This window comes from Candidatus Pristimantibacillus lignocellulolyticus (assembly GCA_023639215.1).
Taxonomy (GTDB): domain Bacteria; phylum Bacillota; class Bacilli; order Paenibacillales; family Paenibacillaceae; genus Pristimantibacillus; species Pristimantibacillus lignocellulolyticus.
In genome coordinates, this window is sequence record CP097899.1 from 534,758 (window position 1) to 549,628 (window position 14,871).

At 37.7% G+C, this 14,871-nt stretch carries 11 protein-coding genes; 4 read left to right on the forward strand and 7 right to left on the reverse strand.

The window, feature by feature from the left end:
• Window positions 1–131: 131 nt before the first annotated feature.
• Window positions 132–1,190, reverse strand: coding sequence for a DUF3048 domain-containing protein (locus NAG76_02215; GenBank protein ID URN95093.1), 1,059 nt, complete (start codon window positions 1,188–1,190; stop codon window positions 132–134).
• 163 nt (window positions 1,191–1,353) lie between these two features.
• Here NAG76_02215 and NAG76_02220 point away from each other — a divergent pair, with 163 nt between their 5' ends.
• The 3 genes from NAG76_02220 to NAG76_02230 are packed head-to-tail and all read left to right on the forward strand — an operon-like array spanning window position 1,354 to window position 5,211.
• Window positions 1,354–2,463, forward strand: coding sequence for an endospore germination permease (locus NAG76_02220; protein URN95094.1), 1,110 nt, complete (start codon window positions 1,354–1,356; stop codon window positions 2,461–2,463).
• Window positions 2,444–4,042, forward strand: coding sequence for a spore germination protein (locus NAG76_02225; protein URN95095.1), 1,599 nt, complete (start codon window positions 2,444–2,446; stop codon window positions 4,040–4,042). The genes NAG76_02220 and NAG76_02225 overlap by 20 nt, the downstream gene beginning before the upstream one ends.
• A gap of 2 nt (window positions 4,043–4,044) precedes the next feature.
• Entirely contained in the window at window positions 4,045–5,211 is a 1,167-nt protein-coding gene (locus NAG76_02230; GenBank protein URN95096.1) for a Ger(x)C family spore germination protein, read from the forward strand.
• Window positions 5,212–5,297: 86 nt separating this feature from the next.
• Here NAG76_02230 and NAG76_02235 read toward each other — a convergent pair whose 3' ends face one another.
• Together NAG76_02235 and NAG76_02240 are read right to left on the reverse strand one after the other, a co-directional pair.
• Complete coding sequence (locus NAG76_02235; protein URN95097.1) at window positions 5,298–6,125, reverse strand: alpha/beta hydrolase; 828 nt, start codon at window positions 6,123–6,125, stop codon at window positions 5,298–5,300.
• Window positions 6,126–6,409: 284 nt separating this feature from the next.
• On the reverse strand, window positions 6,410–7,249 hold the full coding sequence (locus NAG76_02240) for a polysaccharide deacetylase family protein (protein URN95098.1): 840 nt from the start codon (window positions 7,247–7,249) through the stop codon (window positions 6,410–6,412).
• 358 nt (window positions 7,250–7,607) lie between these two features.
• Here NAG76_02240 and NAG76_02245 point away from each other — a divergent pair, with 358 nt between their 5' ends.
• Window positions 7,608–9,554: an acetyltransferase gene (locus NAG76_02245; protein URN95099.1), complete on the forward strand. Its 1,947-nt coding sequence runs from the start codon at window positions 7,608–7,610 to the stop codon at window positions 9,552–9,554.
• Between the two features lie 156 nt (window positions 9,555–9,710).
• On the opposite strand, the gene purD is transcribed toward NAG76_02245, so the two are convergent.
• From purD to purM, 4 genes are all read right to left on the reverse strand, one after another.
• The gene (purD, locus tag NAG76_02250) at window positions 9,711–10,976 is read right to left on the reverse strand and encodes a phosphoribosylamine--glycine ligase (GenBank protein ID URN95100.1); all 1,266 of its coding nucleotides are present in this window, start codon (window positions 10,974–10,976) and stop codon (window positions 9,711–9,713) included.
• A 27-nt stretch (window positions 10,977–11,003) separates the two neighbouring features.
• A complete protein-coding gene (purH, locus tag NAG76_02255) occupies window positions 11,004–12,551 on the reverse strand; it encodes a bifunctional phosphoribosylaminoimidazolecarboxamide formyltransferase/IMP cyclohydrolase (protein URN95101.1) in 1,548 nt (515 codons plus the stop codon).
• A 285-nt stretch (window positions 12,552–12,836) separates the two neighbouring features.
• Window positions 12,837–13,457, reverse strand: coding sequence for a phosphoribosylglycinamide formyltransferase (purN, locus tag NAG76_02260; GenBank protein URN95102.1), 621 nt, complete (start codon window positions 13,455–13,457; stop codon window positions 12,837–12,839).
• On the reverse strand, window positions 13,457–14,500 hold the full coding sequence (gene purM, locus NAG76_02265; protein ID URN95103.1) for a phosphoribosylformylglycinamidine cyclo-ligase: 1,044 nt from the start codon (window positions 14,498–14,500) through the stop codon (window positions 13,457–13,459). Before purM ends, purN begins: the two co-directional genes overlap by 1 nt.
• Window positions 14,501–14,871 lie beyond the last annotated feature (371 nt).

Consider the following 14,871-nt stretch of genomic DNA (forward strand, 5'->3'; position numbering starts at 1 on the left):
AACAAATACATTTGCCTGCCATGAAATAGTGTAACCTAGAATTGTTAACGGAATGTAAACATTCATGAAATATTAATATTTTTTTTCATATTTTTTATCGAAATTTGTCGATAGTGTCAACATTACCCCTACTATTCCCATTTGACGTGTTCAGTAATTGCTTTCCCTGTTGGTATTATATGGATAACACTCTTCCCTTGAGCTAGAGTGATCTCTGCTCCGTTTTGAAGAAAACGAATCATACCATCCTCTGCTCTAATCCAATTTCCTTCTATTTTATTACCATGATTAATAATAAGAGCATCACCACCACTTTGTAGATCAACAGAAAGTCTACCTTCATTATCGAGTACTTTATGCTCAGCCTGAATAAAAATTAGATTTGTTGTAGATAATTGTTCGTCATTATTTTTATCGATGTGAGGCTCGTCATTAATGCTACGTAAATATGTACCTTTGGCATCATCATATTGATACCCTAAACGATATCCTTTTAATTGGAAATTCACTTCTAATTGCTTAATAGTTCCCACTTGGGGTTTTGTATTCTGTTGATCGAATGTATAACCAGCTACGAGAAGTTCCGTTTGATATGATTTTTTGTTTGCGCCTTCTCTAAGTTTTCCAAGATTCGTATATAAATTATGCGGAGCTTTACGCTCTTTGCTTCTCCAGAAATAAGATCCAGCATTCGAAATTTCATCTAAGTAAGACTTTTTTTGTCCTTGAAAAATGGCATAAGCATCATTGCTTGCACCAGCATGGGCAATAATTGCACCATAACTGCCCGCTAGATCAATAAAATATGGACGATTACTTCTTACAGGACCAATATCAAATTCATTTTCTGTTGTACTTTGGAATAGTGCTACTAGTCTTGTAATTCCACCTTCAGCTAGCACTTCCCAGATGACATCTGCTTGACTTAAGCCACTTTGTGGTCTAGCTGGAGCAAGATTGTTAATGAGTACGACAATTGGAGCATCCTTTGCATCCACTTCTAACCCCATACCCGTAAATGGCGCGTTAAAAGCAGGCTCTAGTATTTCTGGTGTTGGGGTAACTTCAGTTGGACTCGTAACAGCAGGGGGAACATTTATTACTGATCCTTCAGAACCATTACCACAACCGACAACACTAATTGCTAGCAATACTAATACGCTTAACTTCCATGAGCGGAACTTCCTCATTACAAAAACCTCCTAATGGTCGCAAAAAATTTACATGGTTGATCAATATTTCTATTTAATCACAGTTTTTTCGTGATGTCTCCACAATTTAATTCAGCACATGACTAAAAATGTACTTAAGTTGACAAAATAATGGAATCATTGGTTATTGGAGGCATGGAAATTGGATCATCAAAGGGGAAACATTACAATATGGCTATCTATTTCTATCATCATCTTGAGTGCTGGTATTGTTGCTCATGTTATGTCAATACCTGTAGTTCTCAATGTAGCTGGTCGTGATTCTTGGGTTTCAGTCATTATTGCTGCTCCATTTTTTATTATCTGGTTTTTGATCTATAACTATCTTATCAAACAATTAAATGGTCAATCCTATATTGAGTGGACCAAACAACATTGGGGTAACTTAGCTAGCTGGATCGTTAAATTAATATTAGCTTTTATATTGTTTTTTTCAGCGTTTTATAGCCTACTAGATACCATGATGTGGGCAGTAACTACATATATGGTACAGACCCCTTTCATTGTTGTTTCTTTGTTTGCAACTGTTATTTGCGTATTAATTGCCTACTGTGGCCTACAATCGATTGCCATTGTTGCGTCATTATTACTACCTGTCGTTATGTTCCTTGGATATTTTGTTGCTTCAGCTAATATGAAACATAAAGATTGGGATTTGCTTTTCCCGATCTTTGACAAGGGGTATGTTCCAGCTATTAGTGGAAGCTTGTACGTCATCTCGGCGTTAATGGAAATTTGGGTTATTATGCTTTACTCTCACCATATTAAGCAGAAGATGAAATGGTGGCAAACAGTAATACTGGCGCTCTTTTTGTTAATGATGGTCATGGGACCAACAACAGGTGGCATAACCGAATTTGGTCCTGATGAAGCTTCTAAACAAAGACACACAGCCTTTGATCAATGGAAAATATTATCTTTAGGTGAATTTCTACAACATGTTGATTTTCTATCTATTTATCAATGGCTTTCAGGTTCGATTGTACGCATATCGATCTCCATGTATCTGATGGTTGACTTGTTTCAAATCAGAAAAAATAACTATAGATTATTATTTCTGAGCTTAGCTGGAGTAGTTATGATTGCTCTCATGTATTTACCTTGGAGAGAAGATACAATGCTGAGTCTGTTACAACATATTTACTTTCCAGGCATACTAATATTCGTTGTGCTATTTACCCTTCTTATTGGAGTTTCTATATATATTATTCATGCAAAGGAGCGACGTAACAATGAAGGATCAACAAGTTGAATTAACAGAAGAAGCGTTAAAAGATTATTTTAAGCTTTGTAAAGATGTCATCATATTGAACAAAACTTATGGCAATACTCAATCAGCAAGTAACAATGACAATTATGCCAAAGGAATCACTCAACCGCTTAATCACAATGTTACATCTTTTCATAATAGCATGTCTCACTTACCAAATTATGGGTACGCTAATTCTTCTCAAAAAAAGGAGAATAGTAAGCAAGTATTTATCGTTTATTCCGACGTCGTTATCAATAATAATTCGCTCAGTGAAACCGTCTTTCCTGAGTTAAATCTCATCTATGAAAAATCAAAATTCGAAAGTATATCTGATATTCAAAATGTAACTTTATTGAATTGGTCAACAATTAGTTACCCAGATGAACCTATTACTCTAAGTCAATTTTCTGCTTTACTATTTGAAGGGAACTTTATGTTTATCGTCCCTGATCTACAAGCGATTTGGACGATTAACATATCAAATTTTCCGACTCGTTCAACAGAGGATTCTGCATCGGAACCATCAATTCGAGGACCTCGCGATGGTCTAATAGAAGATATTAGTTCTAATGTCGCGCTAATTCGTCGTAGAATTCGTAGTCAACATCTTGCCTGCGAAACATTTACTTTAGGAACAAGGACTTCAACGAAACTCGCATTAATGTATATGGATGATATCGCCAATATGGAGACGATCAACAATATTCGAAATACATTGGAAGCGATTCATGTCGATCAAGTTGTTACAACAGGTAATTTGGAGGAGCTTATTTCTAGCCAATCATTTGCTCTATTTCCGACAATGGACTACTCAGGTAGACCGGACTTTGTGGCAGATAGTTTGCTTAATGGAAGATTTGCTCTTCTATTAGACAACAATCCAACAGCTATTATAGCTCCTGCCAATTTTCTACTGTTATTAAAGTCACCTGAGGATAGCTTTTTCCCACTTCTATCTTCGAACATTGGTCGGTTATTACGGTTGTTCGCATTATTATTAACTATTTTCCTTCCATCGTTCTATGTGGCAATTACTACATTCCATCCTGACCAAATACCGTTCGCATTGCTTGCTACCATTTCAACTTCAAGACATGGCTTACCTTTGGATGCTGGTCTAGAGATGATCATCATTATGTCTTTAATGGAATTATTTCGTGAGGCAGGAATACGTCTTCCAAGTTCAATTGGTCAAACATTAACTGTAGTTGGTGGACTAATTATTGGGGATGCTGCAATACGAGCTGGTCTTGTATCACCTATTATTATCGTTGTTACAGCTATTACTGTTGTAGCTAGTGCCACTCTTGTCAATCAGTCCATAAGTAGTACGGTTGTTTTGATTAGATTCTTCGCATTTCTATTCGGAACATTTCTCGGAATTTACGGGTTTATTTTATCAATAATTTTGTTTTGCTTGTATTTATCGACGATTCGATCTTTCGGAGTACCTTACTTAGCTCCGTTATCACCATTGGATCTACGTGGATTGATGCCAACTCTGTTTGAGGTACCATTACGATGGATGAAGAGAAGACCTAACTTCTTGCATACGCAAAAACCTAAAAAGGATGAATAACGATGTATGTAAAGAAATGTATATTACTAATAAAACGAATACTGATCTGCACTTTATTTCTACCAATGACTGGTTGCTGGAGTGCGATCAGTATTCAAGATCAATTATATATTTCTGCAATGGGAATTGAATACGAGGATGAGAAATTCACTATATATGCCCAAATGTTTGATTTCAATAGTCTCTCCCGAAGTGAAGGTGGAGCAAGGAATTCTCCTGAAGAATCTACTTTTATTGGAAAAGGACAAGGCAAAACAATGAATCAAGCGGTCTTTAATTTATATCAAACATCTCAAGAACATGTAGAATGGGGACATATGGGAGTTGTCGTTGTAAGTGCCAAAGCAATGGAGCAGTTAGGATCAACCATAGTTGAACGATTATATCGTTCGCCAAGCACTCGATATAATACTTGGCTGTATGTAACTGAAGAACCAATCGAGAAAATATTAGCGACTTCATCATTTTTCAACATGACATCTTTGTTCACGATTCTTCATAATCCTACCGGAAATTATGAACAAAACTCTATCTTTCCACCTACATTGATGTTCAAATATATAGTTAATAGTAACGAAAGTGATCGTATTATCTATGTTCCTTGTATCGGAATTAATAATTCCGCATGGCTTCAGTCAGATAAGCCAGTGGGAGCCCTTACAATTAAAGGTGCTTACTTTGAGTCTTCTGCTAAGGAAACTGGATTATTTAAGCGTGAGCAATTGCAAGGCATACAATGGCTAGACGATAAATTCAATCGTGTAACTTTAACTGTTCAGGATGAAGAAACTGCTTACGCCAATCTCACAATTTTCGAGCCTAAAATTAAAGTGAAACCTTCAATAAAAAATGGGGAAGTAAAATTCCATATAAAAGCTAAATATCAAGCAATTATGCAGGAGTATATTGAAGAAATTTCTTATGAGGAACTGGTGAAGCTTGCTGAAGATATAATAAAGAAAGAAATAATGAATGTCTATACTCTCGGAGTAGAAAACAAATTAGATCTTTATAGCCTCATGCACCCATTCAGAATGAAATACCCGAAACAGTGGATAACTATGACTGATAGAGGAGACAAGTTTATTCTGAATGAGAACTCTATTGAAAGCTTAGATGTTAAAGTATCTATTCCAAGTAATGGGAAGTATAAGCGAAGAATTCAATAACTTTTTGCTGATCTAAATTAATATTCACGCCAATTAAAAGGACGATAACGTAAATGTTATCGTCCTTTTGGATTTAAATCTAGATGCTATATCGACCAGTTCAACCACTGTTTTTTCTGCTCTTCTAATTTCTTAAGCCAATTCGCCGTTACTTCTATAACTTCTTGTTGATGTTGGTGGCTTGAGTACGTATGGTTCGCTTGGAAGATAATTTCCTTATCACAAGTTCCATCACCACGTGTCCAAAATACTTTCTGATATAAAAAGGCATAATCTGCAGGAATCGTATCATCACTTGTACCATGAACGACTAGGACATCTCCTCCAAATCTTGTCGCAGCCTGAAACGGTTGATGTTCCATTAATGAATCAAAAAATACAGGTGTTAAAGAGTAACCAAGATGATCTGTAGTACCTGTTGTATGTGCTTCGTCAAAACTCTTTCTACCAACAATGCGTACTATATCATTGAATGGATAACCTACTGCCGACCATAATATAAGACGTTTTACACGTTTGTCTTTCACTGAAGTCATGATTGCCACTGCGCCACCTAAACTATGTCCTAGTAATGTGATTCGAGCAGGGTCAATACAATCTAAACTAGTAACATAATCTAGAATGGTTCTAGTCTGATTAATCATGGAGTCGAATCCTAACTGACCATAGTTTCCATCACTTTCACCACAGCCAGCATAATCAAAGCGCATTACATAATTACCTTGTTTTGATAATTCTCTTGCTGTCTTTACAAAAAGTCTATCTACACCGATTCGACTACCTACAAAACCATGGCATATGACAATGACTTGCTTCTTTCCTTGATCTGCAATTACATCGGATTGATGAACAGGATAATGTAAAGTTGCTGTAAGGCTAAGTTCTCCATGATGAATCGTTAATTGTTTTTCCACTGTTTTCTCCTCCTAAAAATTCTGGTGACTTTCCTATCGAACAAAAATAGCTATGAACGCATCATTCTAACTTTTTTTGAGTTAATCTATATTATTCCGACCTGTATACTATGAATTATAATATAATTAGAATATCATCAAGTGATCTGTCTGTCAATATTTATGAAACCCAGATGGTAAACGGTTATCTTGAACAACAAAAAGCTAGAAAACGGAATGAACATTCTTTGCACAAGAAAATTCATTCTGTTTCTAGCTTTGTAATTATTTTATGACAAACTTTATTATTGCAATTCATCGATCGTAACAAATATGTATCCTAACTCTTCTAGTTTATCGATAACTTTTGGTAATAGACTTACTGTATTGGCTACATGCTTACTACCAAAGGAATGAAGTAATATATTACCGCCATCTCTAGCATTAGACAAAATATTATCTAGCATATCGTTAACGGAAGTACCATCCCAATCGCGCGGATCAATATTCCAAATAATAACTTGCTTACCATAAGACTCAAGATTCGCTCTAACCTCATCATTAATTGCCCCATAAGGTGGTCTAACGATTTCAGGTGTGTAACCAACGACTCCTTCTATCTTTTTATCCGTACTATCAATCTCTTTCTTCAATTGTTCAGGAGTTAATTTTGTAAAACTCGAATGGGTATAGGAATGATTCCCTATCATATGTCCTTCGTCTTCCATTCGTTGAACAACTTCTGGATACTTATTCACTTGAATCCCAACAACAAAAAAAGTAGCCTTCACATTTTTCTCTTTCAAAATATCTAATATTTGCGGTGTGTATTTCAAGTCTGGCCCGTCATCAAACGTGAGTGCTATTCGCAACGTTTTTTGATCTTCTTTATTCGGCTTTTCTTCCTCAGGAGGTGTAGCATGCTCCGTTACAATTTTTTCTTCTTCAAAATCTACAATAAGGCCTGGAGTTGATGTTGATACCGGAGAACCTTCTACTTGAGCAGGAGGTGGTCCCTCACTGTTGATTTGATTCTTATCAAGCGGAGCTATCGCTGGAAAATACGAACAAGCAGAAATAACGATTAGCAATACAAATAAGATCGCGAATTGAAATGACTTGAAATAGAAGTTAAATCGCCTCATATTGCTCATCCTCTATTCCCTAGTATTTCATTCAAATTCAAGTTACATGTAGTCCCTATCATTAACCAATAATAATAGATTTCAAACATAACAATAATCTATTATACTTTGTAATTTTCGATAGACACTATTAATAGTATAACATAGATTTATGAGAAAAAATTAATTTAATTTAATTTTTTAGAGTTAGAAGAAGAGTTATCCAGTAATTTACAATGCTAGTTTATTCATATTAATAAATGATGTCTTTTTCATTAAATTATTCTTTTTATAGATCTCTTACATTGGACTAAACTTTATTATTGCCTCACCCGTTTTAACTATGAATAACATAACAATGATAGGGATGAATGCAGTAATGAATGACATCAAGAAGCATAACCGTGGTAAAAACTCAAATTTTTCACTAGCACAGAAAGGGGAAAGCAAACGATACATGCCAGGATTAGATGGCTTAAGAGCATTATCTGTCTTAGCCGTTATTGCGTATCATCTTAATCTCAAGTGGGCACAAGGCGGGCTAATCGGCGTTGGTATCTTTTTCGTTATCTCTGGTTATCTCATCACTGATCAAATCATTCAAGAATGGAAGAAAAATGATCAATTTGACCTTATTAATTTTTGGGTGCGTAGAATGCGCAGATTAATGCCTGCAATGATCGCCATGCTGATTTTCATATCCGTGTGGTTAATTATGACCGACCCATCAAGATTAAAAGTACTTAGCGGAGATATTGTATCTTCTTTGTTTTACGCAAACAATTGGTGGCTGATTTTCCATGAAGTATCGTATTTTGAAAGCTTTGGACCAGTATCTCCAATCGGTCACCTCTGGTCGCTATCTATCGAGGAACAATTTTATTTGATATGGCCTATCGTGCTTTTACTAGCATTGAAGTTTTTACGTCATCGCGGGAAATTATTTCTGTTCATTATAGCTTGTGCCGCAGTATCGGCAGTGCTCATGGGAGTGCTGTATGAGCCAGGCATGGATCCGAGCAGAGTTTATTATGGTACAGACACCCGAATGTTCGCACTATTGATTGGTGCTGCACTCGCAATTGTATGGCCAAGTAAGAAATTGAGCAGAAACGTATCAGCTCCAGCTCGAATTGTAATGGATACGGTCGGTTGTCTAGGCTTAGGGGTACTTATTCTGTTGATGTATCAAATGAATGAGTACGATGAAATGCTATATTACGGTGGTTTTGCAATCATCGCACTCATTACCGCAGTTGTTATCGCCGTTCTCGCTCACCCTAACAGCATACTAGGTAAGTTGATGGGGTCGAAACCTTTAACATTTCTTGGAGTTCGTTCCTATAGTCTTTATGTTTGGCATTTTCCTGTTATTATTTTAACTACTCCCAAAGTAATTACAGAAGGCGTCAGCGTTTCACATACTGTTTTACAGCTCGCTGCTAGCTTCATCCTTGCTTTATTATCATATAAATATATTGAAGAACCTTTCCGCCGTGGTAGATCCAAAAAGATGCAGCTGATTCAATATGCAATCCCTCAGCGCAAGTTCCAACCAGCGGTATTGACCGCCTTATTAGTTGTAATTCTTTTTTCGCTTACTTATAATACAACGTCTTCTCACTCAGAACCACCTCCATCACATATAGGTAAGATTGACGATGCAATGAGTGATATTAATGAGCAAAAGAATGATAAATATGAAGAGAAAACACCTTCGAAGCCGTTATTGGATAAAGATAAGCAACAATCAGAGACGCCATCAAAGCCTATTGTAGATTCTAACCCAACTGATGATTCTCCTCCTGTTCAAAGTGAAGGTAAGAACAAAGAACATCATGAAGTAAAGTCCGGTAAAGATATTACTGTAATTGGAGATTCTATCATAGTTGATGTTGCACCATTTCTTAATAAGAAACTTCCCGGAATAGTCGTTGATGGTAAGGTTGGTCGTCAGATGCATCATGTCGGTGAAGTAATTGAGGGACTCAAAAAAGATGGGAAGCTTGGAAAGACCATTATTATTGAGCTAGGAAACAATGGTGCATTTAATAAAAAACAATTACGTAACGTATTGGACTCACTTGACGAGTCTACGCAAGTTCTTTTTGTTAATATTCGATCACCTAAGAACTGGCAAGATACCGTCAACGAGGATCTTGAAAAAATATCCAACCAATATGATTTCGTAACTGTAGTAGATTGGTACTCAGCAAGCAAAGATATAGCAGAAGATTTTTACGAGGATGGCGTGCACTTAAAGCGTAATGGCGCCGAGTTTTTCGCAGAGATGCTTGTGAAAGCATTGGATGGCTTAAAACAATAAACAGTTAATCGTCGATAAATGCATTTCGTATATCCTTTAACCAATTGTGCTTTGAGTTCATTATCAGCCACTTTTCGATTATGGTACATATAACAAAAAACTGCTGCTTTCAAGACGAAAGCAGCAGCCACCATAATTTATTCAGAAAACAATCGATTATACTAATGCTTTCATAGCAATATCTGTACGACTTTGCATACCCTCAAACTGAATGCTAGCTACTGCATCGTACGCATGTGCACGAGCAGCTTCAATATTTTCTCCAAGACCTACAACACCTAGAACACGACCGCCATTCGTTACGAATTGACCATCCTGCATCGCTGTTCCAGCATGGAATACTAGAGCACCCTTCGCTTCAGCTGCTTCAAGACCAGTAATAACTTTTCCTTTCGGATAGCTTGCTGGATAACCTTCAGAAGCAATAACTACGCATACTGCTGCATCGTCATTCCACTCGATCTCAAGTTCTGCTAACGTTCCGTTCATTGCAGCTAGCACAATCTCTAATAGATCAGTTTTTAGACGAGGTAATACAACTTGTGTTTCCGGATCACCCATACGAGCGTTAAACTCGATCGTTTTCGGGCCATCTTTCGTAATCATCAATCCTGCGAATAATACACCACGGAAAGGACGACCTTCGCTTACCATTGCTTTTGCCGTTGGAATAATAATATTCTCAATCGCATCATCAATGATACTTTGCTCAATATGTGGAAGTGGCGTATACGTACCCATACCACCAGTATTCGGACCTTTATCACCATCAAAGATCGGCTTATGATCTTGGGCAGGAACCATGGACTTAACTGTCTCGCCATCCACGAATGCTAGAATAGACATTTCTTGACCTGCTAGAAATTCTTCGATAACAACCTGATTACCAGCATCACCGAATACTTTCTCTACCATAATCGAACGAAGTGCTTCTTCCGCTTCTTCATATGAAGTTGCTACTGTAACCCCTTTACCAGCTGCAAGACCATCTGCTTTAATAACGATTGGAACTTCTTGTGCTTTCAAATATGTTAATGCAGACTCAAAGTCTGTAAATGTCTCATACTTAGCTGTTGGGATATTATATTTTTTCAGCAAATCTTTCATAAAGATTTTACTTCCTTCAATTTCAGCTGCTGCTTTATTAGGACCAAATGCAGGAATACCAGCAGCTTCAAATGCGTCAACAATACCTTGTGCTAACGGATCATCTGGACCAACAAACACTAGATCGATACTTGCTTCTTTAGCAAATGCAACAAGCTCATCAAATTGGAAAACACCGGTAGGTACACATTCTGCAATTTGAGCAATACCAGCATTACCTGGAGCACAATATAACTTGCTAACTTTTTCACTTTTATTCAATGACCATACGATCGTATGTTCACGACCACCACTACCAATAACTAGAATATTCATTACAAAGAGTCTCCCTTCATTTTCAAATTAGTGTTTGAAATGACGAACGCTTGTGAATACCATAGCAATGTTATTCGCATTTGCTACTGCAATAGATTCTTCGTCTTTAATTGATCCACCTGGTTGAATAATCGCTGTAATACCAGCTTTTGCTGCAAGTTCAACAGTGTCACCCATTGGGAAGAATGCATCAGAAGCAAGAATTGCCCCTTGAACATTTTCAGCAGCTTGCTCAATAGCAATGCGAGCAGCACCAACACGGTTCATTTGACCAGCGCCAACACCGATAGTCATATCATCTTTTGCAAGTAGAATAGCATTAGATTTCACATGTTTAACAACTTTCCATCCGAATAGAAGTTGTTTCAATTCTTCTTCAGTAGGTTGACGATCTGTTACAACTTGAAGATCGCTTGCTTTAATATTATGAACATCGTTCTCTTGAACTAGCATACCGCCATCAACAGATGTTACTACCCAATCTGCTTGACGATCTCCTGCTGCTTGGAATTCACCTAGCTTCATAAGACGAATGTTTTTCTTCTTAGTCAATATTTCAAGTGCTTCAGCAGTAAAGTCTGGAGCTATAATAATTTCAAGGAAGATGCTTCCTAGAAGTTCAGCAGTATCCGCACCGATTGTACGGTTAGCGGCAACAATACCACCAAAAATAGAAGTTGGATCTGCTGCATATGCTTTTTGGTAAGCTTGGTGAATATCGCTGCCAATACCTACGCCACAAGGATTCATATGTTTTACAGCAACAACAGCTGGCTCTTCGAATTCTTTCAAAATAGCAAGTGCTGCGTTAGCATCATTAATATTATTGTAAGATAGCTCTTTACCGTGAAGTTGTTCAGCTGTAGTAATGTTTCCACTAGCGGCAAGTGGCTTTTTGTAGAATGCTGCTTTTTGATGAGGATTTTCACCGTAGCGCAAATCTTGAACTTTCTCATAAGTAACAGTGTATGTTTCAGGAAGAGGATCACCTTGAAGTTTAGACAAATAATCAGAAATAAGAGAATCATAAGCTGCAGTATGACGGAATACTTTAGCTGCTAGACGTTTACGAGTTACTAGTGTAGTATCGCCTTCCGCTTTAAGTTCTTCAACGATCCCAGCATAGTCACCAGCATCAACAACAACTGTAACGAATGCATGGTTTTTCGCAGCAGAACGAAGCATCGTTGGTCCACCGATATCGATGTTTTCAATCGCATCTTCATATGATACATCTGGTTTTGCAATCGTCTCTTTGAATGGATATAGATTTACAACAACTAGATCGATATAATCAAGTCCAAGCTCTTCCATCGCTTTTTGATGTTCTTCGCTATCACGAACTGCTAATAAACCACTGTGTACGGCTGGGTGCAAAGTTTTTACACGTCCATCCAAAATTTCAGGGAAACCAGTAACATCAGAAATACCGATAACAGGTACGCCTTCTTTTTGCAAAAGATTGAAAGTACCACCTGTAGAAATAATTTCAACACCTTGCTCAGTCAAAGCTCTTGAGAATTCAACGATTCCTGTTTTGTCAGATACACTAATTAACGCTCTACGAATTGCCACTATTTATTCCTCCTAAAATTTTTATAGCTTCACAACATACATACTATATATGAAAAAATACTTCACTATTAAAAGCAATGAAACAAAACCCAGCAACGTTTACGTCACGAGTACACCAGAGGTCAAATGCCCGAAGCTGCAATAAAGATCAAAAAAGTTGCTTGTCAGCACCAAGAAGCTAGGGAAGTGAGTATCGCAGCGTACGTACTTGGTACGTGAGAAACGGAGTGACCGATGAATGGCAGCTTTGCCGCCGACTAAGCTACGTTAGCATAATCAAAGTGATCACAAGTGACTGTTTTGAACTACCTTTACGTGCCTACCATCGATGCTTACTTTACCTTGCGCAATCCACCCAATAACTTGCGGATACAACTGTTGCTCGATGATATGAATACGAGCTGCAAGACTTTCTTCTGTATCGCCATCTTCAATAGTTACTGCTTCTTGCGCAACAATTGGACCACTGTCTAAGCCACCATCTACGAAATGAACTGTAACTCCTGTTACCTTCACTCCGTAATCAAGCGCTTGTCCTATTGCATTAACACCTGGAAAGCTTGGTAGCATTGACGGGTGTACATTAAGCATACGCCCATAATAAGGCTCCACTAATACGGATGTAATAATTCGCATATAACCTGCAAGAACAACAAGATCAACTTGCTTTTGTTGCATCATTGCAAGTATTTCTTCCTCATAAGCCTCACGAGAAGCATAATCCTTGGGCTTGAATACAAATGCTTCTACTCCTGCTTGCTGTGCGCGTGCAACAACAGGAGCTAGTGGCTTATCACAAACAAGAAGCTCGATGGATACATCGAGCTTCTTCTCCTGCATGGCATCAACAATAGCTTGAAAGTTCGAACCTTGACCCGATGCAAATACAGCGATACGTAATGTCATTATACTTCTGCTCCAGTAAACGTTACGATACGGTTACCTTCCGTTACCGTTCCGATAGCGTAAGCTTGCTCACCTAACTCATTAGCAATACGAATTGCTTCTTCGGCTTGCTCAGCTGGAACAACCACAACAAGTCCAATGCCCATATTAAATGTTGTGAACATATCACGATTCGTAATATTACCTTTTTGTTGCATCAATTCGAAAATTGGTAGAATAGGCCATGAGCCATAATTCACATCTACGTTAACGCCTTCTGGTAATACACGAGGAATATTTTCAATAAATCCACCGCCAGTAATGTGAGCCATACCTTTCACATTTACTTGCTCGATTAATTTCAATGCTGATTTAACATAAATTTTCGTTGGCTCTAATAGAACGTCTCCAAGCTTAGCTCCGCCTAGCTCAGCAACCTCATCTTGTAGAGAATATCCTACTTCTTCAAGAAGAAGACGACGTACAAGAGAGAAACCGTTACTATGAATACCACTTGAAGCAAAACCAAGAACCGCATCACCAGGAGCAATAGTTGAACCATCTATCATTTTAGGACGGTCAACGATACCAACAGTGAACCCAGCAATATCATATTCTTCTTCAGTATACATACCAGGCATCTCAGCAGTTTCACCACCGATTAACGCACAACCGGATTGTACACAACCTTCAGAAATACCAGCAACAATCGCTTCGATTTTCTCAGGTACTACTTTGCCACAAGCAAGATAGTCAAGGAAGAATAAAGGCTCAGCACCTTGTACAATAATATCATTTACGCACATAGCTACTGCATCAATACCGATCGTATCATGCTTATCCATTGCAAATGCAAGCTTCAGCTTTGTTCCAACGCCATCAGTACCAGAAACCAATACAGGCTCATCATACTTCTCCTTATTCAAGCTGAACAAGCCACCGAATCCACCAAGATCAGCCATGACTTCTGGACGGAAAGTACGTTTTACATGCTTCTTCATACGTTCTACTGCTTCATTACCCGCCGCAATATCGACGCCAGCTTTTTTGTACGCTTCTGACATTTATGTCAACTCCTAAAATTTTTCATTATCTTCTCAAAGTATCTTCTCGCAAAACGAAAAATTACTTCGGAAGCATAAACCACTTTTCATTATCTTCTCGAAGTATCTTTTCGCTAATGAAAAGTCACTTCGGAAGCATAAACCTTTTACCCAAAATCATTTTAAGCTCTAAATCAAAATCAGCACTTGATTTTCGAGCAAAATCTATTTTGAATACTTCACTCGATGAACAGCGGACACCAGAGACCTTATTTCCTGTATATGCACTATTTTCGACTTTTGTCGGACACAGATGCACTTATTCCAGACCAATTGATACATTTGGGTTCCTTTTAGTACAAATAAAGGATTGTGTGTCCTTTAGAATGCTA

Bases quoted from the DNA above. Each gene is read 5' to 3' on its own strand.
- purD (URN95100.1), bottom strand. From the start codon at position 10,976: ATGAATATTCTAGTTATTGGTAGTGGTGGTCGTGAACATACGATCGTA.
- NAG76_02225 (URN95095.1), top strand. From the start codon at position 2,444: ATGAAGGATCAACAAGTTGAATTAACAGAAGAAGCGTTAAAAGATTAT.
- purN (URN95102.1), bottom strand. From the start codon at position 13,457: ATGACATTACGTATCGCTGTATTTGCATCGGGTCAAGGTTCGAACTTT.
- NAG76_02245 (URN95099.1), top strand. From the start codon at position 7,608: ATGAATGACATCAAGAAGCATAACCGTGGTAAAAACTCAAATTTTTCA.
- NAG76_02215 (URN95093.1), bottom strand. From the start codon at position 1,190: ATGAGGAAGTTCCGCTCATGGAAGTTAAGCGTATTAGTATTGCTAGCA.
- purM (URN95103.1), bottom strand. From the start codon at position 14,500: ATGTCAGAAGCGTACAAAAAAGCTGGCGTCGATATTGCGGCGGGTAAT.
- NAG76_02230 (URN95096.1), top strand. From the start codon at position 4,045: ATGTATGTAAAGAAATGTATATTACTAATAAAACGAATACTGATCTGC.
- NAG76_02240 (URN95098.1), bottom strand. From the start codon at position 7,249: ATGAGGCGATTTAACTTCTATTTCAAGTCATTTCAATTCGCGATCTTA.